Origin of the sequence: Halopseudomonas sp. SMJS2 (assembly GCF_029866945.1) — a bacterium.
Lineage (GTDB): Bacteria > Pseudomonadota > Gammaproteobacteria > Pseudomonadales > Pseudomonadaceae > Halopseudomonas > Halopseudomonas bauzanensis.
In genome coordinates this window covers 332,373-352,429 of sequence record NZ_CP123445.1, presented here as the reverse complement: position 1 = coordinate 352,429, position 20,057 = coordinate 332,373, and the positions used below count along the sequence as shown (strand labels likewise).

General features: G+C 60.3%; 20 protein-coding genes and 2 pseudogenes. 12 read left to right on the top strand and 10 right to left on the bottom strand.

The window, feature by feature from the left end:
- Positions 1–20: 20 nt before the first annotated feature.
- From ribE to nrdR, 6 genes are read right to left on the bottom strand one after another with little or no spacing between them, the layout of a single operon-like run.
- Positions 21–497 (bottom strand): 6,7-dimethyl-8-ribityllumazine synthase, encoded by a 477-nt coding sequence (gene ribE / locus QAO71_RS01725; RefSeq protein ID WP_036993624.1) that lies wholly within the window; start codon positions 495–497, stop codon positions 21–23.
- A gap of 58 nt (positions 498–555) precedes the next feature.
- On the bottom strand, positions 556–1,650 hold the full coding sequence (ribBA, locus tag QAO71_RS01720; RefSeq protein ID WP_036993625.1) for a bifunctional 3,4-dihydroxy-2-butanone-4-phosphate synthase/GTP cyclohydrolase II: 1,095 nt from the start codon (positions 1,648–1,650) through the stop codon (positions 556–558).
- Between the two features lie 21 nt (positions 1,651–1,671).
- Positions 1,672–2,337, bottom strand: coding sequence for a riboflavin synthase (locus QAO71_RS01715; RefSeq protein ID WP_074781270.1), 666 nt, complete (start codon positions 2,335–2,337; stop codon positions 1,672–1,674).
- A 25-nt stretch (positions 2,338–2,362) separates the two neighbouring features.
- Positions 2,363–3,619 (bottom strand): sodium:proton antiporter NhaD, encoded by a 1,257-nt coding sequence (gene nhaD, locus QAO71_RS01710; RefSeq protein ID WP_074781271.1) that lies wholly within the window; start codon positions 3,617–3,619, stop codon positions 2,363–2,365.
- Positions 3,620–3,626: 7 nt separating this feature from the next.
- Complete coding sequence (gene ribD, locus QAO71_RS01705) at positions 3,627–4,760, bottom strand: bifunctional diaminohydroxyphosphoribosylaminopyrimidine deaminase/5-amino-6-(5-phosphoribosylamino)uracil reductase RibD (protein WP_136869990.1); 1,134 nt, start codon at positions 4,758–4,760, stop codon at positions 3,627–3,629.
- Positions 4,753–5,226, bottom strand: a complete 474-nt coding sequence (nrdR, locus tag QAO71_RS01700) for a transcriptional regulator NrdR (protein WP_036993630.1) — start codon at positions 5,224–5,226, stop codon at positions 4,753–4,755. Before nrdR ends, ribD begins: the two co-directional genes overlap by 8 nt.
- 186 nt (positions 5,227–5,412) lie before the next feature.
- Between nrdR and QAO71_RS01695 the strand changes: the two genes are divergently transcribed.
- The 3 genes and pseudogenes from QAO71_RS01695 to cofG all read left to right on the top strand — a co-directional run bounded on the left by QAO71_RS01695 (position 5,413) and on the right by cofG (position 7,891).
- Entirely contained in the window at positions 5,413–6,078 is a 666-nt protein-coding gene (locus QAO71_RS01695) for a 50S ribosomal protein L11 methyltransferase (RefSeq protein ID WP_280165093.1), read from the top strand.
- Between the two features lie 55 nt (positions 6,079–6,133).
- Positions 6,134–6,466: pseudogene (locus QAO71_RS01690) on the top strand (thioredoxin domain-containing protein); the annotation flags it as partial.
- Between the two features lie 294 nt (positions 6,467–6,760).
- Complete coding sequence (gene cofG, locus QAO71_RS01685) at positions 6,761–7,891, top strand: 7,8-didemethyl-8-hydroxy-5-deazariboflavin synthase CofG (protein WP_136869993.1); 1,131 nt, start codon at positions 6,761–6,763, stop codon at positions 7,889–7,891.
- A gap of 206 nt (positions 7,892–8,097) precedes the next feature.
- Here the strand turns inward: cofG and QAO71_RS01680 are convergent, their stop codons facing one another.
- The gene (locus tag QAO71_RS01680) at positions 8,098–8,274 is read right to left on the bottom strand and encodes a hypothetical protein (protein ID WP_280165092.1); all 177 of its coding nucleotides are present in this window, start codon (positions 8,272–8,274) and stop codon (positions 8,098–8,100) included.
- Positions 8,275–8,288: 14 nt separating this feature from the next.
- Here QAO71_RS01680 and cofH point away from each other — a divergent pair, with 14 nt between their 5' ends.
- The 7 genes from cofH (at position 8,289) to QAO71_RS01645 (ending at position 14,589) form a co-directional block, all read left to right on the top strand.
- Complete coding sequence (cofH, locus tag QAO71_RS01675) at positions 8,289–9,125, top strand: 5-amino-6-(D-ribitylamino)uracil--L-tyrosine 4-hydroxyphenyl transferase CofH (RefSeq protein ID WP_280165091.1); 837 nt, start codon at positions 8,289–8,291, stop codon at positions 9,123–9,125.
- Complete coding sequence (gene cofD / locus QAO71_RS01670) at positions 9,125–10,093, top strand: 2-phospho-L-lactate transferase (protein ID WP_280165090.1); 969 nt, start codon at positions 9,125–9,127, stop codon at positions 10,091–10,093. The genes cofH and cofD overlap by 1 nt, the downstream gene beginning before the upstream one ends.
- Positions 10,087–10,788 carry a 2-phospho-L-lactate guanylyltransferase gene (gene cofC, locus QAO71_RS01665; RefSeq protein WP_280165089.1) on the top strand — a complete coding sequence of 234 codons (702 nt, stop codon included), beginning with the start codon at positions 10,087–10,089 and terminating at the stop codon, positions 10,786–10,788. Before cofD ends, cofC begins: the two co-directional genes overlap by 7 nt.
- Positions 10,782–11,429, top strand: a complete 648-nt coding sequence (locus tag QAO71_RS01660) for a coenzyme F420-0:L-glutamate ligase (protein ID WP_280165088.1) — start codon at positions 10,782–10,784, stop codon at positions 11,427–11,429. The genes cofC and QAO71_RS01660 overlap by 7 nt, the downstream gene beginning before the upstream one ends.
- Positions 11,430–11,559: 130 nt before the next feature.
- A complete protein-coding gene (gene npdG / locus QAO71_RS01655; protein WP_036993634.1) occupies positions 11,560–12,228 on the top strand; it encodes an NADPH-dependent F420 reductase in 669 nt (222 codons plus the stop codon).
- Between the two features lie 36 nt (positions 12,229–12,264).
- Entirely contained in the window at positions 12,265–13,269 is a 1,005-nt protein-coding gene (locus QAO71_RS01650; RefSeq protein WP_074781280.1) for a TIGR03842 family LLM class F420-dependent oxidoreductase, read from the top strand.
- A gap of 87 nt (positions 13,270–13,356) precedes the next feature.
- Positions 13,357–14,589 (top strand): Zn-dependent hydrolase, encoded by a 1,233-nt coding sequence (locus QAO71_RS01645; protein ID WP_074781281.1) that lies wholly within the window; start codon positions 13,357–13,359, stop codon positions 14,587–14,589.
- Between the two features lie 59 nt (positions 14,590–14,648).
- Here the strand turns inward: QAO71_RS01645 and QAO71_RS01640 are convergent, their stop codons facing one another.
- Positions 14,649–15,329 (bottom strand): TetR family transcriptional regulator C-terminal domain-containing protein, encoded by a 681-nt coding sequence (locus tag QAO71_RS01640; protein WP_280165087.1) that lies wholly within the window; start codon positions 15,327–15,329, stop codon positions 14,649–14,651.
- A 229-nt stretch (positions 15,330–15,558) separates the two neighbouring features.
- On the opposite strand from QAO71_RS01640, the gene QAO71_RS01635 reads away from it, so the two are divergent.
- Positions 15,559–15,915: a RidA family protein gene (locus tag QAO71_RS01635; protein ID WP_036993637.1), complete on the top strand. Its 357-nt coding sequence runs from the start codon at positions 15,559–15,561 to the stop codon at positions 15,913–15,915.
- 40 nt (positions 15,916–15,955) lie between these two features.
- A complete protein-coding gene (gene alr, locus QAO71_RS01630) occupies positions 15,956–17,026 on the top strand; it encodes an alanine racemase (protein ID WP_280165086.1) in 1,071 nt (356 codons plus the stop codon).
- Positions 17,027–17,093: 67 nt separating this feature from the next.
- Here the strand turns inward: alr and QAO71_RS01625 are convergent.
- Positions 17,094–18,583 (bottom strand): annotated as a pseudogene (locus QAO71_RS01625) (CoA-acylating methylmalonate-semialdehyde dehydrogenase).
- A gap of 33 nt (positions 18,584–18,616) precedes the next feature.
- Positions 18,617–19,960: an aspartate aminotransferase family protein gene (locus QAO71_RS01620; protein ID WP_280165085.1), complete on the bottom strand. Its 1,344-nt coding sequence runs from the start codon at positions 19,958–19,960 to the stop codon at positions 18,617–18,619.
- Positions 19,961–20,057 lie beyond the last annotated feature (97 nt).

Sequence of the window (20,057 nt, the reverse complement as noted above, 5' to 3'; positions counted from 1 at the left end):
TTCGCGTCGTGATCAGCCACTTAGGCCTCCAGCTGCTTGATCACGCTGACCATTTCGATTGCCGAGAGGGCGGCTTCCGCGCCCTTGTTACCTGCCTTGGTACCGGAACGCTCGATGGCCTGCTCGATGCTGTCGACAGTCAGTACGCCGAAGGCTACCGGAATACCGGTTTCCAGCGACACCGCGCCCACGCCCTTGACGCATTCGCCGGCGACGTATTCGAAGTGCGGGGTGCCACCACGAATGACTGCCCCCAGAGTGATGATGGCGTCGTATTGCTTGAGATCAGCAACCTTGCGCACCATCAGCGGAATTTCAAAGGCACCGGGGACGCGAACGATGGTGATGTCGGCTTCCTTGACCCCATGGCGCTTGAGGGTGTCAACGGCGCCGTCGACCAGGCTTTCAACCACAAAGCTGTTGAAGCGGCCGACAACCAGGGCGTAACGACCCTGTGCAGCGACGAAGTCGCCTTCGATGGTACGGATAGCAGTCATGTCAATCTCTCTTAAAGAACCGGCGGCGCGCCAGGCGCCGCCGTGAATCCAAATGCGTTTATTCGCAGGGCAGGTATTCTACTACTTCCAGGTCGAACCCGGATATGGCGTTGAAGCGCATCGGCAACGATAGCAGCCGCATCTTGCGTACACCCAGATCGCGCAGGATCTGCGAGCCGGCCCCTACGGTATTGTAGGTGGTGGGACGGCGCACTGCCGGCTCATCGCCGCTCAGCTGTTGCACATGGTGCAGCAATTCGTCGCCTTCCATCTGGTTGCCCAGCAACAACACCACGCCATTGCCCTGCTCGGCCAGCTTGGCCATGGCCGCGCGCAGGCTCCAGCGGCCCGGCTGCTTGACCATGAACAGGTCGCGCAGCGGGTCCATGTTGTGCACCCGCACCAGGGTCGGCTGTTCCGGTTCGATCTCGCCCAGGGTCAAGGCCAGGTGTACGGCGTTTTCCAGGCTGTCCTTGTAGGTCACCAGGTTGAAGGTGCCCAGCTCGGTATCCAGCGGCTGCTCGGAAACCCGCTGCACGGTGCGCTCATTGAGCAGGCGGTAGTGGATCAGGTCGGCAATGGTACCGATCTTCAGGTCGTGCTCTTCGGCAAAGGCTTCCAGTTCGGGACGCCGCGCCATGCTGCCATCCTCGTTCATGATCTCGCAGATGACGCCGGACTCACCGAAACCACCCATGCGCGCCAGATCACAGGCGGCTTCGGTATGGCCGGCCCGCGCCAGTACACCGCCGGGCTGGGCCATCAACGGGAAGATATGACCGGGGCTGACGATATCTTCGGCGACAGCATCGGGAGCGGCGGCCGCTTCCACGGTGCGCGCCCGGTCGGCAGCGGAAATGCCGGTGGTGACACCTTCGGCTGCTTCAATGGAAACGGTGAACTTGGTGCCGAACCCCGAGCCATTGCGCTGCACCATCAGCGGCAGCTTGAGCCGTTCGCAGCGCTCCAGGCTCATGGGCATGCAGATCAGGCCACGACCATAACGCGCCATGAAGTTGATGTCTTCGGCCTTGCAGGCTTCGGCGGCCATGATCAGGTCGCCTTCATTCTCGCGGTCCTCATCATCCATCAGGATGACCATCTTGCCGGCGCGGATATCTTCAATCAGTTCTTCAATAGTATTCAGTTTCATACGGCCCTCCCGGGCACGTTGTCAGGACTTCAGAAAGCCGTTCTCGGCAAGAAACGCCATGTTGATACCGGGGGCGGCGCCCGCTTCGGCAGCCTTGTCACCCAGCAGCAGACGTTCCAGATAACGGGCGATCACATCTACCTCCAGGTTCACCGGACGGCCGGGCTGGTAATCGCCCATCACGGTTTCCTGCAGGGTGTGCGGGACGATGTTCAGGTCGAAGATCGCACCATCAACCCCGTTGACCGTGAGGCTGGTGCCATCCACGGTAATCGAACCCTTCTCGGCGATATAGCGGGCCAGCGCCGCCGGCGCTTCGATGCGAAAGCGCACCGAGCGCGCCTCCTCTTCCCGTGACAGGACCTTGCCGACGCCATCGACGTGGCCGCTGACCAGATGTCCGCCCAGCCGGGTGGAGGCGGTTAACGCCTTCTCCAGATTCACCCGGCTGCCCACCTTCAGTTCGGTAAAGGCGCTGCGGCGCATGGTTTCCTGGCTGACATCCGCCCAGAAACCATCGCCGGGCAGTTCCACGACCGTCAGACACACGCCGTTGACGGCGATGCTGTCACCCAACTTGACGTCGGCCAGGTCCAGCTTGCCGGTCTTCACATAAGCCCGCACATCGCCGCTGCGTGGCTGCAGGCTGTGGATCTGTCCAACTGCTTCGATTATCCCGGTAAACATGATTGCCTCGGTTACAGATGCATGGTCAGGGCGTGATCAACACGCCCACGCCGTAAACCGCCAGGAAGCCGACAACGAAGGCGAAGAACAACAACCCGAAGCTGCGGAAGTAGGACATGAAGGTCAACCCCGGCAACTTGCTCATGGCCACGATCCCGGCGGCGGAGCCAATTATAAGCAGGGAACCCCCCACACCGACAGCATAAGTCAGCCCCATCCATTCAGCGACACTCATTTCCAGATCGGATTTGAGCAGCGCGGCGGTCAGCGGTACGTTGTCGATCAAGGCCGACAGCAAGCCCATCAGGAAGTTGGCCAGCAGCGTCGGCATCATGTCGTATAACGCGGTCAGGCTGCCAAGTACACCAATGAACTGCAGCATGCCGACCACCAGCAGAATACCGAGGAAGAACAGCAGGGTCTCGAATTCGATGGCGCGGATGTATTCGAGGATAGGGTCATTGATGACCTTCTCCTCCATCTGGTGCGCCAGCAGGAACATGACCGACAGGCCCGCCAGGAACGTCAGGGTCGGGGGAATATCGAACAGCAGGCTGAGCAGGATGGTGGCGAAGATGGTCAGGAAGAAGACCCATGCGACCATCCGCCCGGTGCGCTGCGAGTGCACCCGATTGCTGCGGTCAATGGTCACCACACCGTTCATGCCGATCGACAGCATCCCGGCCAGCAGCATGACTGCCGCCAGTGCCGGCAGGCTGAGCAACAGCAGCTGGGTGATCTCCACCTTGCCGGCAAGGAAGATCATCAGCGTGGTGACGTCGCCGGTGATCATTGCCACCCCACCGGAGTTGACCGAGAACACCACCAGCGTGGCGAAGCGCAGGGCCTTGCGCAGCTCCAGCTTGAGGCTCAGCACCAGCGCCATGGACACCAGGGTTGCGGTGATATTGTCAGCGAAGGATGAAAAGGCGAAGCAGAACAGCGCCGTCAGAAACAGCAGTTTACGCTCGCTGATCTGCCGGGGCAGGATCTTGAAGATGACACTGTCGATCAAGCCCTTCTTGTTCAGATAGGCGACGAAGGTCATGGTCGCCATCAGGAACAGCCACAGCCCGGCGATATCGAGAATATTATGGTTGAAGGCTTCCTGCACCCGCAGCCGGAATGCCTCGTCCGGCGCGCTGATGAACAACAGCATCCAGGCCAGCGTACCGAAGAACAGCACGACGATGGACTTGCTGATGTGGGTCACTTCTTCAAATATGACGCCGAGGATGGCCAGAATGGCCATCAGCAGCAGGGCTACTTCTACTACGCTCATGGGGTGGTTACTCTCGGAAGGAAGACACCGGTCGCGCCGTAATCCGCCAATCACGGCCGATAACCCGCATGTCGGTCACATCGAGATCCATGGCCTCGGCCATCCTGTCGAAGGGCAGTTCCAACAGCGGTCGCGCCCGGCTACCCAGCAGCCTTGGCGCCATATAAACAATCAACTCATCTACCAAGGCCGCGCGCCAGAAGGCACCCGCCAGATCGGCACCGGACTCTACCAGCACCTCGTTGCAGCCACGCCGGCCGAGCTCCTGCAGCAGGCCGGCGAGATCGACCCTGCCCTGCTCGCCGGGCAGCGCCAGCAACTCGGCTCCGTGATGCCGGTACTCCGCCTCGCGCTGCTGCGTGTCGGCACAGGCCACCAGCACCGGACCGGCTTCGCGGAACAGCCGCTGCTGCAGCGGTACTCGCAGGCGCCCATCGATCAACACTCGCAGGGGCTGGATGGCGGCGGCTGCGGTTGCCAGGTCGGCATCCAGGCCGAGCTCGGCGGCGCGCACCGTCAGCGCCGAATCATCCAGCAGCACGCTATCCGCCCCGCTGATCACCGCACCACTGCGCGCCCGCAGGCGCTGTACATCGGCGCGAGCCTGCGGCCCGGTGATCCACTGGCTTTCACCACTGGCCATGGCGGTGCGACCATCCAGACTCATGGCCAGTTTCAACCGCACCCAGGGTAATTCCTGCTGCATGCGCTTGATGAAACCGGGGTTGAGATCCCGCGCTTCGCTTTCCAGCAGGCCGCAGTCGACCTCGATGCCGGCGGCGCGCAGCCGCGCCAGCCCCTGGCCTGCCACTTGGGGATTCGGGTCCTGCATGGCCGCCACCACGCGGCTGACGCCCGCATCGATCAGGGCATTGGCGCAGGGCGGGGTCTTGCCGAAGTGGCTGCAGGGCTCCAGGGTGACATAGGCCGTAGCGCCGCGAGCGCGTTCGCCGGCCTGGGCCAGAGCGTTGACCTCGGCATGGCCCTCGCCGGCACGCACGTGCCAGCCCTCACCGACAATCTCGCCGTCGCGCGCCACTACACAGCCCACCCGGGGATTCGGTTCGGTGGTGTACAGACCTCGGGCCGCCAATTGAATGGCCCGGGCCATCAGCCGATGATCGATTGCATCCTCAGGCATCGGGTTCAACCGGCTCGCCACGGGACAGGCGATCAATCTCCTCGCGGAACTGGTTGAGATCCTGGAAACGCCGGTATACCGAAGCAAAGCGGATGTAAGCCACCTCGTCCAGTTGCTTGAGCTCGGCCATCACCATTTCACCGACCACCATCGCCTTGATCTCGCGCTCACCGGTAGCGCGTAACCGATGCTTGATGCGGCCCAGGGCGGCTTCGATCTGCTCGACGCTGACCGGACGTTTTTCCAGCGCACGCAGCAGGCCGGCGCGCAGTTTGTCCTCATCGAAAGGCTGGCGACGACCGTCCTGCTTGATGATGCGCGGCAACACCAGCTCAGCCGTTTCGAAGGTAGTGAAACGCTCCTGGCAGGCCAGGCATTCGCGCCGACGACGCACCTGACCGCCATCGGCGACCAGCCTGGAATCGATTACCTTGGTGTCATTAGCGCCGCAAAAAGGACAATACATGTTCGGATCCGTAGCAGGTCTGAACAGCGGCCGTGCGCAGGCTCGCTGGGTAGATTGTTCAAAAGCCCCATAGCATACTCGCTGGCACAATGTTATTAAAGTAAGCCCATGTAACGCCGGGCATGTGGTTCCATCATTGCCACGGATACGGCTAGAATGCGGCCGCCCTCTGCCACGGTACCCATCATGTCTGCACCCGGCCCGCTTGACGATCTGCATCACCTCCTGCAGGACACCCTGCCGGAAGCACGCTTGCTGGCCAGTGCCCTGCCCGGTCTACCCGAGCTGCAACTGTGGCTACTCGACCCTGCCAACCTGCAGCGCGCCTTTTCCAGCGAAGAAACCCGCCGCCTGCTCGAAGAGCCGCCCTATTGGGGGTTCTGCTGGGGCAGCGGATTGGCATTGGCACGCTGGATTCTCGACCACCCGGAGCAGGTACGGGGCAAGCGGGTACTGGATTTCGGCGCAGGCTCGGGCATCGTCGCCCTGGCGTGCAGCGCTGCCGGTGCCAAACAGAGCATCGCCTGTGACCTGGACCAGCCGGCACGGCTGGCCAGCGGCCTGAATGCCGAGCTCAATGGGCAGCATGTCGAGCTGGCTGCCGACTACTTTGCCGTCACCGGCGAACTGGACCTGATACTCGCCGCCGATGTGCTCTATGACCGCGACAACCACGGCTTTCTCGACCTGTTCCTCGATCGTGCCGATCAGGTGCTGGTGGCCGACTCGAGGGTGCGCGACCTGCAGCACCCCGGCTATCAACGAATAGACACCTTCAGCGGTCAGACCTGGCCCGACCTGGGCGAACCGGTCGATTTTCGCCGGGTCGCGCTGTACCGTTCGACACCTTGATAACGCGCCTGCCCCGCCCCATATAAGACCCATGCCAGCCCGATCCGGAAACGCCATGAGCCAGCCCCGCATGTTCGATGTCACCACCGAGACCTTTGATCGCCTGGTGCTCGATAGCTCTCATGACAAGGCAGTGCTGGTGGACTTCTGGGCACCTGCGTGCGCGCCATGCAAGGCGCTCCTGCCCATGCTGATATCCATCACTGACAGCCACGCCGGCCACCTGCAACTGGCCAAGGTCAACTGTGATGAACAGCCCGCACTGGTCGAGCGTTTCGGCATTCGCACCCTGCCGACGGTCGTCCTGTTCCGGCACGGCCAGCCGGTGGATGGATTCTCAGGGGTCCAGCCGACCAGTGTCATTCTCGAGATGCTCGAACCCCATATCGCGGGGCCGACAGGCTAGCTATTAACGCCGAAAAATAGTTGACCGCGCTTTACCGGGAAACCATTGCCGTTACGTTTATGGCACTTTCGCGGTTGCCGAATAATCAACACTGCTGCGCAAAACTGCATTCCAGACGCCTCCCAACTTTCTGCCAAATATAAATAAGCCGCGATGCCAATAAAAGTTTGACCACTTGGGAAAATATGGCCTACTCTTCTTTTACCGACTGGTAAAACAAGCATGTCCGGTCATGCATAAGACTCCACAAAAAAAATAACGGAGGCAGCGGTCATTATGTTGACCCGTTCACAGGCATTAGCGCTTGAGAAAGCGCCCAAGAGTGAATTCACGGAACTGGCCCGCCAAGCGGCAGGTATTCGAGATACTTACTGGGGCAAGAGTCTCAGTTACTCGCGCGCCGTTTTTGTTCCCCTTACCAACATGTGCCGTGACGACTGCGGTTATTGCACCTTCGTTCAGAAACCAGACTCTCCCAATGCGCGCTTGATGACTCCTGCTGAGGTCATGCAGATCGTCCATGACGGTGAACGTATGGGCTGCAAGGAAGTGTTGTTCAGCCTCGGCGAAAAGCCCGAGCTGCGTTACCCCGAAGCTCGGGCGGCCCTGGCCCGCCAAGGTCATACCAGCATGATCAGCTACCTGGCCGAGGTCTGCGCCATGGTGCTGAGCGAAAGCAGCATGCTGCCCCACGTCAATGCCGGCACGCTGTCGGAAGCGGATATCAGACTCCTCAAGCCTTACAGCGTGAGCATGGGCATGATGTTGGAGAACGTCAGTCGCCGCCTGATCGCCAAGGGCGGCGCCCATTATGCCTGCCCGGATAAAGTGCCGGTGCAGCGCATCCGCACCCTCGACCGGGCTGGCCGACTGGGCGTGCCCTTCACCACCGGCATCCTGATCGGCATAGGGGAAACCTGGGCCGAGCGCGTCGACAGCCTGATGACGATCAACAATCTGCATCTCGAGCATGGCCATATTCAGGAAGTCATCGTGCAGAATTTCCGGGCCAAGGCAGGCACCGCCATGGCCGGCCACCCTGAGCCCGACCTCGACGATATGGTCCGCACGCTGGTGCTGGCCCGCCTGCTGCTCGCGCCGTCCATCAGCCTGCAAGCGCCACCGAATCTGGAGTCCCGCTTTGCATCCTATATTGCGGCCGGCATCAATGACTGGGGCGGCGTTTCGCCACTGACCATCGACCACATCAACCCGGAACGCGCCTGGCCACAAATAGAATCACTGCGCCGCGCCACGGCAGACTGCGGGTACGGACTGCAAGAACGCCTCGCGGTCTACCCCCATTATCTTGAGCGCCCGCAGCACTTCTTCGCCGGCGACATTGCCCCCCGGTTATCCGCTATCGCCCGCGCCGATGGTCTGGCGTTACACCAGTGCCTGTCATGAGGAGTTCCGCAATGAATGTACAAGTGTCAGGAAAGATTGCCTTGCATGAACCCGTAAAAGAACTTTACCAACCGGGCGTGAGCACAGTCGTACGGGATATTCTGGAAAGTGTATTAGCAGGCCAGGAACTTAATGAAGCGGATGCCATTAGTTTATTTGGCACTGAGGGTGCCGAGCTGGATGCCCTAGCTGCCTGCGCTGACCAACTACGGCGCGCCAGCGTCGGCGATACCGTTACCTTCGTCATCAACCGCAATATCAACTACACCAATGTTTGCTACATGGGGTGTCGCTTCTGCAGTTTCGCCAAACGCAAGGGCGATGCGGATGCCGAGTTCTTCGATCTCGATGAAATTGTCTCCGCGCGGAAGAAGCCTGGGCACGCGGCGCAACCGAAGTGTGTATTCAGGGCGGTTTGCACCCGGATATTCCCGGCCACTTCTACCGGGACATGCTCAAGGCGATCAAGGCCAAGCTGCCGGACATGCATATCCATGCGTTTTCGCCCTTTGAAATCTGGTTCGGCGCGCGCAAAAGCAAGATGTCCTATGCCGAGTTTATCCAGGATCTGATTGATCACGGCCTGGGCTCGATGCCGGGCACCGCGGCAGAAATCCTCGATACCACCATCCGCAAGCAGCTGACACGCGACAAGCTGACCACCGAGGAATGGGTGGAGATCGTCAAGACCGCGCACCAGTTGGGCCTGCCCACCACCTCCACCATCATGTATGGCCACATTGACGGCCCGGAGCACTGGGCGGCGCACCTGGCCTTGCTGCGTGACATCCAGAAGGAAACCGGTGGCTTCACCGAGTTCGTGCCCCTGGGCTTCATCCACCATAAAACCCCGCTGTATCTGGAGCAGGCGGGCGTCAGGCCGGGCCCCACGCGGCTGGAGCATATCCGCATGCATGCTGTCGCCCGGCTCATGCTCAACGGCTGGATCGATAACATCCAGGCGTCCTGGGTCAAGCTGGGGCCCGAACTGGCCCAACAGATGCTTACCGCCGGCGTGAATGATCTGGGCGGCACGCTGATGAACGAGAGCATTTCCCGCGCGGCAGGGGCTGAGCATGGCCAGGAAATGCATCCGGACACGTTCCTGCACATCATGCGCAACATGGGCCGGCAGCCGGTCAGACGCAATACGCTGTATCAGCATGTGACCGTGTATGACAGCCCCCAGATCGTGCCCGTCGCGCAGCTGTCCCAGGTCGCCGGAGGGCTATAATGAACCGACACCCTCGTATCACCTTGCTTGCCGGCGGGGTCGGCGGCGCCAAGCTCGCGGTTGGCCTGGCGGCCATTTGTGAACCCGGGCAGCTCAGCATCATCGGTAACGTCGCGGATGATCAGGAGTTTCACGGCCTGTGGGTCTCCCCGGATATCGACACCCTGACCTATACCCTGGCCGGCCGGATCGACAGCGCAAAAGGCTGGGGGCTGGCCGATGAAAGCAACCGCGTGCTCGACAGTTTGAAGCGCCTGGGTTGCGACAGCTGGATGTATCTGGGCGACCAGGATCTGGCTACCCATATCCTGCGGACCCAGCTGCGCGGCCAGGGTATTCGACCCAGCGTTATCGCCCAGCGGATTGCCGAGTCCCTTGGTGTGCAGAGCAACATCATCCTGCCTACCGATGACCGCCTGCAGACCCGGATCAGAACGCCCGAGGGCTGGCTGTCATTCCAGGAATATTTTGTCCGCGAGCAGTGCCGGCCCGAGATCCTCGACATACAGCTTGACGGTGTCGAGCGCGCAACAGCCACGCCGGAGGCACTGGCGGCGATTCGCGAAGCGGACCTGCTGGTCATCGCGCCGAGCAATCCGATTGTCAGTATCGGTCCGATCCTGGCTGTGCCTGGGCTGGGTCAGGCGTTTGCCCTGGCCAATGTCGTGAAAGTCGCCGTTTCACCCCTGATCGGTGGCGCCACCGTCAAGGGTCCGGCCGACCGCATGCTGAGCGCATCGGGCTACCGCTGCAACAACCTCGGCATCGCTGATTGCTATAGCGACCTGATTGACGGCCTGATCATCGACCAGCGAGACCAGCCCGACGCCAGAGCCCTGCAAGAGCGCGGGCTCCACGTCATGACGACCAATACCCTGATGCTGAATGATGCCGACAAGACACGTCTGGCCCGCGAGCTGCTGCAGTTCGCCCAGGGTCAGCTTACTGAGGAGAGGCTGGCATGCTGATGAAAACGCTGGTGGTGATCCCGGTAAGGGATTTCGCGGATGCCAAGTCCCGCCTGGAGCCCTTGCTTGGCGCCAGCCGGCGGGCAACCCTGGCCCGGTGGTTATGTGAACGCACCCTGACGTTTTTCCGTGAGCGGATGCCGGAGCAGGATGTGTTGGTAGTCACGGCGTGCGACACCATCGCTCAGTTGGCCCGCAGTTACGGCGCAGCGGTCTTGCGTGAAGACTGCTCGCGGGGGATGTCCGCGGCAGCCCAACTGGCCGCCGACTGGAGCAGCGTACAGGGCTATGACTCACAGCTGTTGATCCCGGCGGACATAGCCCAGCTGGATGAGGCCGAATTGCGCACCCTGCTCAACCACCCCCGGCCGGTGCCCTCCGTGCTGATCAGCCCGGCCCATGACCGTGGCACCAACGCCTTGCTGACCACACCGCCGAACATTCTGCCCTTTCAGTTCGGCCTCAATTCAAGTGACCAGCACTGGAATGCCGCGCACCGCAGGGGCATCACCTGCAGCCTGATCCATCTACCCAAGCTGAGCTTCGATATCGATACACCAGCTGACCTTGCCAGCCTGGCCAGCGCCAGCGCGACGACCAGCACATCGTTTGGTGCCCGTTGGGACCCGCTGCCATCGGGCCTATCACGGCCAGCGCATCGCCCCATTATGGTGCAGGAGGTACCGGCATGTTGAACCAACCCCAGCGCCTGAGCATGACCGCCCTGGCGGGTATCGCCGACATTCTGCCCGGCGATGACCTGGCCGATATCCTGGCCCGGGCCATTCGCAGCAACGATGTGACCTTGAGCGATGGCGACATTCTGGTGATCGCCCATAAGGTCGTCTCCAAAGCCGAAGGCCAGGTAGTTTCCCTGGCAACGATCAAGCCTGGCGAAGAGGCTCGGGAGTTGGCGGCGCAACTGAACAAGGACCCGCGCAAGATCGAAGTCATTCTGCGTGAATCCCGCCGCGTGGTACGCGCTTTCAAACATCCCCAACAAGCCGAAGGCATCTTGATCGCCGAACATCGGCTGGGCTTTATCTGCGCCAACGCGGCGGTGGACGAATCCAATGTGGGTGAAGACAACACCGTCATTCTCCTACCCAAGGATCCCGACAGCAGCGCCAGGAGAATCTGCGCAGCGCTGGAAGAAACTTTCGGCGTGCGCCTTGGCGTAGTGATCACCGACACCTTTGGCCGGCCTGGCGGATGGGATTGGTCAATGTCGCCATCGGCCTGGCCAACGTGCCCGCTCAGGTCAGCCTGGTCGGCGACCGGGATGCCTTTGGCCGGGAGCTGGCCGTCACCATCCCGGCCCTGGCCGATGAAATAGCTGCCGCTTCCGGGCTGCTGATGAGCAAGAACGGCAAAACCCCCGCAATTCTTTTCCAGGGCGTGGACTGGGAGCCTGCCCCCAGCTCGGCAACTGACCTGATAAGACCACAAAAAGAGGACCTGTTCCGATGACAATTGCAATTCTAGGTGGTACCGGCCCGCAGGGTCGGGGATTGGCTCTGCGCTGGGCGCGAGCCGGTGTCCCGGTAGCGATCGGCTCCCGCGATGCCGAGCGGGCCAGCGCAACAGCCAAGGAACTACAGGCGCTGCTGCCCGCCTCGGCCGCCTCGATCCGGGGCATGGACATTCGCGACGCCGTGGGCGCAGCGGATGAAATGGTGGTTCTGGCTGTTCCCTACGCGGCCCATGACGCCACCCTGGCCTCCATCCGCGAGCTGCTGCAGGACAAGATTCTGATCGATATCGTCGTCCCGCTGGCGGAGGGCAATCCGCGTGCGGTGGCCATGCCGGCGGCCGGCTCGGCGACCGAAGCGGCCCAGCAACTGCTGGGCGAGGCGATCCCCGTTGTCGGCGCGCTGCATAACGTCTCTGCCGCCACCTTGAACCATCTGGACCACGCCATCAATTGCGATGTGCTGGTCTGCGGCGACGCCATGCCGGCCAAGGACAAGGTTATTGAGCTGATCAACAAAATGGACGTCACCGCCTATGACTGCGGTCCCGCCAGCAGCGCCCGCTGTATCGAGGCGATTACGCCGATTCTGATCCGCCTGAACATTTCCAAGAAAGTCCCTTTCACCCACGCAGGAATCCGTATCTGGGCGCCAGACGCCTGATGCATCAGAAGTACCTACCGACACAGGAGAATAACAATGGAATTCGGTATCTGCTTTAAAGGTTTTGTCAGCCCCGAACGGGCCCGCAGCTTGGTCAAACAGGCCGAAGAAGCCGGCTTCGCGTATTGCTGGTTCTATGACTCGCACATTCTGTGGCGCGAGTGTTATCCGGCCATCGCCATGTGCATGGAACACACCACCAAGATGCGTTTTGCCCCCTGCGTCACCAACCCCAATGCCCGCGATTGGTCCCTGGCTGCGAGCCTGTTCGGCAGCCTGGCCAAGCAAAGCGGCGGTCGCTTCGATATTGGCCTGGGCCGTGGTGACAGCTCGGTGCGCGTGATGGGCAAGAAACCCGCTTCGCTGGCACGGGTAGCCGAATTCACCACCAAGGTAAAAGCCATGATCCGTGGCGAAGAAGTGCTTTATGGCGAATGCCCCGAGCCCGTCAAATTTCCCTGGTCCGATGGCTATGAGCTGCCCGTCCATATCGGCGCCTATGGCCCCATGGCACTGAAAACCGCAGGGGAAGTGGGCGACGGCGTCATTCTGCAGATCGGTGAGCCGAGTATCGTCAAATGGCTGGCTGAGCAGAGCATCAGTGCCGGCAAGGAAGCGGGCCGGAATATGGACAACTACAAGGTGATTGTCGCTGCGCCAGCGTATTTTGGGAGCCGGGATCAATGCATCGAAGCCACCAAGTGGTTCCCGGCCATGGTCGGCAATCACGTCGCCGACATCGTGGAAAAGTATGGCAGCGACAGCGGCACCGTACCCGCCAGCCTGACCGCCTATATCGAGAAACGTAAGGGCTATGACTACTCCAAGCATGGCCAGAGCGATAACCCCTACCTCGACTTCATCACCCCGGACATCGTTGAAAGCTTCTGTGTGCTGGGTGAAGCCGAACAGCATGTCAGCAAGCTCAATGAGCTCAAAGCGGCCGGCGCCACGCAGTTCAACATCTATCTGGACAATGGCGATGAGGAAAACATCATCGCCCAATATGGCGCACACATTATTCCCCGATTCCAGGGCTGAGCTGACACCGGTGGTGTCTCCACCACCGGTTTGACAAGGGCCTGGCCGCGCCAGTGAAAACAACAATGACCGAATGAGGCAAAGACAATGCAGAAAACCATGATCAACCAGCAACGGCTGTGGCAAAGCCTGATGGACATGGGCGAGATTGGCGGGACGGAAAAAGGCGGCGTGTGTCGGCTAGCCTTGACCGATCTGGACAAGCAGGCTCGCGATCTGTTTGTGCAATGGTGCAAAGACGCGGGCTGCACCATTCGTATCGACAAGATGGGCAATATTTTCGCCCACCGCGCCGGGCTGGATGATTCCCTGCCGCCGGTGGTGATGGGCAGCCACCTGGATACCCAACCTACCGGCGGCAAGTTCGACGGCATCTATGGCGTACTCGCCGGCCTGGAAGTGATTCGCACCCTGAACGACAAGGGCATGGAGACCCGCGCGCCCATTGAGGCCTCGGTATGGACCAACGAAGAAGGCTCGCGCTTCCCTCCCGCCATGGTCGCCTCCGGCGTGTTTGCCGGGGTGTTCGAGCTGGATTATGGCTTGAGTCGCGCCGATCTCGACGGCAAGACCATGGGCCAGGAGCTGGAGCGCATCGGCTACAACGGCCCCGATGATGTCGGCGGCCGGCCATTCAAGGCGTTCTTTGAAGCGCATATCGAACAGGGGCCCATCCTGGAGGATGAGAAGAAGCAGATCGGTGTGGTCACTGATGCCCAGGGCCAGCGCTGGTACGAGATCACCCTGACCGGGCAGGAATCCCATGCCGGGCCCACACCGATGAGTCGCCGGCGTGATGCCCTGGTTGGCGCTGCCAGGCTGATCGATCAGGTCAACAAAATCGGCCTCGCCCACCAGCCTAACGCCTGCGCCACCGTTGGCCTGCTGCAGGTCTTTCCCAACTCGCGCAACGTGATCCCGGGGCAGGTGTTCTTCACCGTGGACTTCCGCCACCCCGATGCCGACGTGCTGGCCAAGATGGATCAGGCCCTGCGTGAAACCGCCGACTCAGTCACGACGGAGTTGGGCCTGGAAATGGCGTTCGAACAGATCTGGTACTCCCCGCCGGTCCCCTTTGATACCGACTGTGTTGCGCTGGTACGCCAGGCTGCGACGGATTTTGGCTACAGCCACCGGGATATCGTCAGCGGCGCCGGACATGACGCCTGCTACATCTCCCGCGTAGCGCCCACCGCCATGGTCTTCGTGCCCTGTGAAAATGGCATCAGCCATAACGAGGCGGAGAATGCGACGCCGGAAGACCTGGCGGCCGGTTGCAATGTGCTGTTCCAGGCCGTCGTCGAGCGCGCCAACAGCTGATAGCGGATGCCACCGCCCTGAAGGAGCGCCTGACCACGCTCTTTCAGGGGGAAACAGGGCTAGTTGCTGAGCCCGGTGCCTTTGAGGATGGTGTGAGTGAGAAAGTCGCCTGCCGCGTCAAAATCGCTGGCATCTAGATTGTCTTTGCGCAGCACCAGGGCGATCTGGGTGGAAAAGTCGGCATAGGTCTGGGTCGTTGCCCAGATGGAAAAGAACAGATGGTAAGGATCGATAGCATCCATCAAACCATCAGCGATCCACTTGTTGACCAGGGCAATATCGGCATCGAGTTTGGGCAAAAGTTTTTTCAGCAAATAGTCTTTGATATAAGGCGCGCCATTGATGATTTCATTGGCGAATATCTTGGAGCCATTGGGCCGGGAATGTGACAGTTCCAGTTTGCCAAGAATATAACTACGCAACTTGCTGGCAGGATCATCACCGGTCTGCTCGAACAACGTCATCTTCTCAACCCAGAGATCGAGTACGTTCTTCAGCACGTGTTGATACAGGTTTTCCTTGGAAGGAAAGTAATAAAGCATGTTCTGCTTGGATAAACCGGCTTGCTCGGCAATGGCTTCAATAGAAGCACCGTTATAGCCATATTGCGCAAAGAGTGTTTCGGCAGCATCCAGGATACGAGCTTCCTGAGCCTTTCTAGCGTTCGAACGCTTGCGGGGTTTGGCCGCGTCGCCATTTGAAGGGTTGCTTTCAGTCAAATGGTTGATGGTTCGGTCCAAGGGATCACCTCTTGGTTGCGGTCATAAAGGCGGCAGATAGCGCTTCGTGTTCGCGCTAGGCAGGGCTGGCGACCCGATTGCAGCCTATGCCGTCGGTTCGTTAAGGGGCGCGATTATACACCTTGAACGCCCCGGCAACTAGCGAGCGGGGCTTCGCGTTACTGGGGGAATATTGTTGTGCAACCATCTTGAACAACCCTGCGCCATTGGCGCCCGGGAGGAACTCGATATGAATATCCAACCTTTATATACCAAGGTGCTGATGAGCCAGGTGCTGGTACATCAGAATGCTGTTTATCTGGCCGGTCGGTTTGCCGATGCCATCCCAGCCGAAAATGATCTTGATATCCAGGCGGGCAATACCTTGGCGGCGATCGAGCAAGTGCTGGCCGAGGCCGGCAGCGACAAGACCAGGCTACTGTCCGCCACTATTTATCTGAAGGACATCCAGGCTGACCTTGAGCAGATGGACCGGATCTGGGGGCAATGGTTGCCCGAAGGGGTGATCCCCGTGCGCGCCGCCCTGGAGGCCGAGCGGGTGCAACCTGATGTTCTGGTGGAAATTGCCATGGTCGCCGCCCTTTGAACAGCGCCCTTCCTACCCCGATATCCTGGAATGAAGACTTATGCGTCCAGCCCACGCAATAATCGATCTTGGCGCCCTGCGCCATAATTACCTGTTGGCCAAGCAGTTTTCTGGCACCAGAGCGTTGGCCGTGATCAAGGCCAATGCGTACGGCCATGGCGCCATTCGGTGCGCTCAAACCTTGTCGGCATCAGCCGATGGTTTTGCCGTCGCCTGTATAGAGGAAGCGTTGCTGCTGCGCAATGCCGGTATTCAACAACCGATTCTGTTGCTGGAAGGATGGTTTGACGCCACGGAACTGGCACTGATCCAGCAATATGACTTCTGGGTTGTGATTCACCATCATGGGCAATTGCGTGACCTGGCGGAGGCCGCTATCGAGCGCCCGCTGCATGTCTGGCTGAAACTGGACACGGGTATGCACCGGGTAGGCTTCAAGCCGGATGAATACGGGGAAATATGGCGGACCTTACACACCAGCGGCAAGGTTGCCAGCGTGGTGAAGATGACGCACTTCTCCCGTGCCGACGAACCAGACTGTGAGACCACGGAGCATCAGCGGCTGTGTTTCAATGAAACCACCGCCGCCCTGGAAGGCCTCTCAAGTTTGTGCAACTCGCCGGGGGTTCTCGCCTGGCCACAGGCCCATGGTGATTGGATACGGCCTGGCATCATGCTGTATGGCGCCTCCCCGTTCAGCGACGCCCAGAACAATGCCGCAAGGCTGAAGCCGGTGATGCAGCTGAACTCACAGATTATTGCCGTGCATGATGTGCCCCGCGGTGAGCCGATCGGCTATGGCGCGCAGTTCATTACCCAGCGCCCCACTCGAGTAGGGGTGGTCGCCATGGGCTATGCGGATGGGTACCCTCGACATGCCAAGACCGGCACGCCCGTGCTGGTCGACAATCAGCGCACCGGGCTGATCGGCAGAGTGTCCATGGATATGCTGACCGTCGATCTCACCGATCTGCCGGCGAGCGGCCTGGGCAGTACGGTGCAATTGTGGGGCGACGGGCTGGCGGCCAGTGAGGTCGCCCATTGGGCGGGCACCATTCCTTACCAATTGTTTTGCAACCTGAACCGGGTGCCGCGGCATTATTTTAATTAGTCAGTACGGCCCCTGAGCCAACAAGAAAGCCGGATCACGGGATCCGGCTTTTTGCTGCTGCCTCTATTCAGGAAGGAAAGGAGAACTGCGCCCCTTCCCGCACCCCGGCTGACGGCCAGCGCTGGGTCACGGTCTTGCGTTTGGTATAGAAGCGCACCGCATCCGGGCCATAGGCATGCAGATCGCCAAACAATGAGCGCTTCCAGCCACCAAAGCTGTGATAGGCCACCGGCACCGGCAGCGGTACGTTGATGCCGACCATCCCCACCATGATGTTGTCGCTGAAATAACGTGCGGCCTCCCCGTCACGGGTGAAGATACAGGTGCCATTGCCGTATTCATGATCGTCGATCAGTTGCATGGCTTCCTGCATGCTGTTGACACGCATGACCAGCAGCACCGGGCCAAAGATCTCTTCCTTGTAGCAGGTCATGTCAGCGGTCACGTTATCGATCAGGGTTCCACCGACATAGAAACCCTTGTCGTAACCTGCCACAGTCGGTTTGCGGCCATCGACCACCAGGGTAGCGCCCTGCTGCTCGGCACTGCTGATATAACCGATGACCTTTTCCTGGTGTGCCCGGGTGATGACCGGGCCAAAGTCATTGGTCTTGTCAGAGAAGGCACCAACCTTGAGGCTCTTCATCTGCTCGGACATCTTGCTGATCAGCGCATCAGCCGCCTCATCGCCTACCGCCACCGCCACCGACAGCGCCATGCAGCGCTCCCCGGATGAACCAAAGGCAGCGCCAACCAGGGCTGATACGGCATTATCCATATCCGCATCCGGCATGATGATGGCGTGGTTCTTCGCCCCGCCCAACGCCTGGCAGCGCTTACCGTTGGCGCTGGCCGTGGTGTAGATATATTCGGCAATGGGCGTCGAGCCAACGAAACTGACCGCCTGGATGCGCGCATCGCTCAGCAGCACATCCACGGCCTCCTTGTCACCGTTGACCACGTTGAGTACGCCCGGCGGCAGACCGGCTTCATGCAGCAGCTCGGCGATAAACAGCACCGATGACGGGTTACGCTCGGACGGCTTGAGCACAAAGGTGTTACCGCAGACGATCGCCATGGGATACATCCACAGCGGCACCATGGCCGGGAAGTTGAACGGGGTAATACCCGCGACCACTCCCAATGGCTGAAATTCGCTCCAGGAATCAATTGCCGGACCGGCATTCTTGCTGAACTCCCCTTTCAGCAGCTCGGGCGCACCGCAGGCGTACTCGACATTCTCGATCCCCCGCTGCAGCTCGCCCATGGCGTCATGGGCAATCTTGCCATGCTCCTCCCCGATCAGCCGGCAGATCTCATCGGCATTGCGCTCCAGCAGTTCCTTGAAGCGGAACATGATCTTGGCGCGCTTGAGTGGTGGGGTGTTGCGCCAGGCCGGATAAGCGGCCTTGGCAGCGGCAATAGCGGCTTCGACGGTGGGTTTGCTCGCCAGCGCCAACTGTTTCGACACCTCGCCCGTCGACGGTTGAAAATGTCCTGGGTGCGGCTGGCCTGCGTATCGATGGTGCCGTTGATCAAGTGTCCGATCGTCTTCATCGTCTGTTCTCTCTGCCTGTATTGTTAGCGGTATCAGTCAAGTTCGTTGATGGCGTCGCCAATGGCATTGACGACATTGTCGATCTCTTCACGCTCGACGATGAAAGGCATGCCCAATTGGATGGTGTCGCCGCCGTAGCGTACATAGAAGCCTTTTTTCCAGCACTTCATGGCAATCTCGAAGGTGCGCCGCGCAGGCTCCCCGGGGTGGTTTTCTATCTGCAGCGCGCCAGCCATCCCGTAATTACGGATATCCGTGACGTAGCGGGTGCCTTTGAGACCATGCAGGGCATTTTCAAAGATCGGGCTCATCTCCCGCACCCGATCAACCAGCCGGTCACTCTGCAGGATATCCAGGGAGGCCAGCGCCGCGGCACAGGCCACCGGGTGGCCGGAATAGGTGTAGCCATGCGGCAACTCAATCGCGTATTCCGGCCCGCCCTGCTCCATGAAGGTCTGATAGATCTCGCGCTGCACAATCACCGCGCCCATGGGCACAGCGCCGTTGGTGAGCTGCTTGGCAACGTTCATCATGTCCGGGGTGACGCCGAACTCTTCGGCGCCGGTATTGGACCCCACTCGTCCAAAGCCGGTGATCACCTCATCGAATATCAGCAGGATTTCATGCTGGTCGCAGATTTCCCGCAGGCGTTGCAGATAACCCACCGGCGGCGGCAGTACGCCCGCTGATCCAGCCATCGGCTCAACGATGACGGCTGCGATATTGGAGGCATCATGCAGAGCAATCAGCTCCAGCAGATCCTCGGCACGCTCGACACCGCGCTCGGGCATGCCACGGCTGAAGAGATTCTCCTTGAGCAAGGTATGCGGCAGATGATCCGCATCGATACCCTGACCGAACAGCATCCGGTTAGCGCCGATGCCGCCCAGGCTGATGCCACCGAAGTTGACGCCGTGATAACCCTTGGCCCGACCGATCAGCTTGGTCTTGGTCGGCTTGCCTTTCTTGCGCCAGTAGGCCCGGGCAATTTTCAGCGAGGTATCCGCCGCCTCTGAACCGGAGTTGGTATAAAACACATGGTCTAGGCCTTTTGGCGTCAATTGGGTAATCCGCTCGGCTAGCTCAAAAGCCTTGGGGTGGCCGAACTGAAAAGCGGGAGCGTAGTCCAGTTCACGCAGTTGTTTGGCAACCGCTTCGGCAATCTCCGGACGGTTATGCCCAGCACCACAGCACCAGAGCCCGGAAAGACCGTCGAATATCCTGCGGCCTTCAGCGTCGACATAGTAGCTGCCTTCGGCACCGACAATCAGGCGTGGGTCCGCTTTGAACTGGCGGTTTGCGGTGTAAGGCAACCAGTAGGCGTCAAGCTGCTCGGGGGTCAGTCCAGCATGGCGCTGATTATTGTGATCAGACATAACATCACCCTCTGTGTACGTTGTTTGTGCAGCCAGTCTCGCCAGTAGCACGCTAAAGTAAAACCCAAGCTTATTTACCTTCATGCAAGCGTTTACT

Coding starts and splice junctions, on each gene's coding strand:
- ribE (WP_036993624.1), bottom strand. CDS start 497: ATGACTGCTATCCGTACCATCGAAGGCGACTTCGTCGCTGCACAGGGT.
- ribBA (WP_036993625.1), bottom strand. CDS start 1,650: ATGAAACTGAATACTATTGAAGAACTGATTGAAGATATCCGCGCCGGC.
- QAO71_RS01715 (WP_074781270.1), bottom strand. CDS start 2,337: ATGTTTACCGGGATAATCGAAGCAGTTGGACAGATCCACAGCCTGCAG.
- nhaD (WP_074781271.1), bottom strand. CDS start 3,619: ATGAGCGTAGTAGAAGTAGCCCTGCTGCTGATGGCCATTCTGGCCATC.
- ribD (WP_136869990.1), bottom strand. CDS start 4,760: ATGCCTGAGGATGCAATCGATCATCGGCTGATGGCCCGGGCCATTCAA.
- nrdR (WP_036993630.1), bottom strand. CDS start 5,226: ATGTATTGTCCTTTTTGCGGCGCTAATGACACCAAGGTAATCGATTCC.
- QAO71_RS01695 (WP_280165093.1), top strand. CDS start 5,413: ATGTCTGCACCCGGCCCGCTTGACGATCTGCATCACCTCCTGCAGGAC.
- cofG (WP_136869993.1), top strand. CDS start 6,761: ATGTTGACCCGTTCACAGGCATTAGCGCTTGAGAAAGCGCCCAAGAGT.
- cofD (WP_280165090.1), top strand. CDS start 9,125: ATGAACCGACACCCTCGTATCACCTTGCTTGCCGGCGGGGTCGGCGGC.
- cofC (WP_280165089.1), top strand. CDS start 10,087: ATGCTGATGAAAACGCTGGTGGTGATCCCGGTAAGGGATTTCGCGGAT.
- QAO71_RS01660 (WP_280165088.1), top strand. CDS start 10,782: ATGTTGAACCAACCCCAGCGCCTGAGCATGACCGCCCTGGCGGGTATC.
- npdG (WP_036993634.1), top strand. CDS start 11,560: ATGACAATTGCAATTCTAGGTGGTACCGGCCCGCAGGGTCGGGGATTG.
- QAO71_RS01650 (WP_074781280.1), top strand. CDS start 12,265: ATGGAATTCGGTATCTGCTTTAAAGGTTTTGTCAGCCCCGAACGGGCC.
- QAO71_RS01645 (WP_074781281.1), top strand. CDS start 13,357: ATGCAGAAAACCATGATCAACCAGCAACGGCTGTGGCAAAGCCTGATG.
- QAO71_RS01635 (WP_036993637.1), top strand. CDS start 15,559: ATGAATATCCAACCTTTATATACCAAGGTGCTGATGAGCCAGGTGCTG.
- alr (WP_280165086.1), top strand. CDS start 15,956: ATGCGTCCAGCCCACGCAATAATCGATCTTGGCGCCCTGCGCCATAAT.
- QAO71_RS01620 (WP_280165085.1), bottom strand. CDS start 19,960: ATGTCTGATCACAATAATCAGCGCCATGCTGGACTGACCCCCGAGCAG.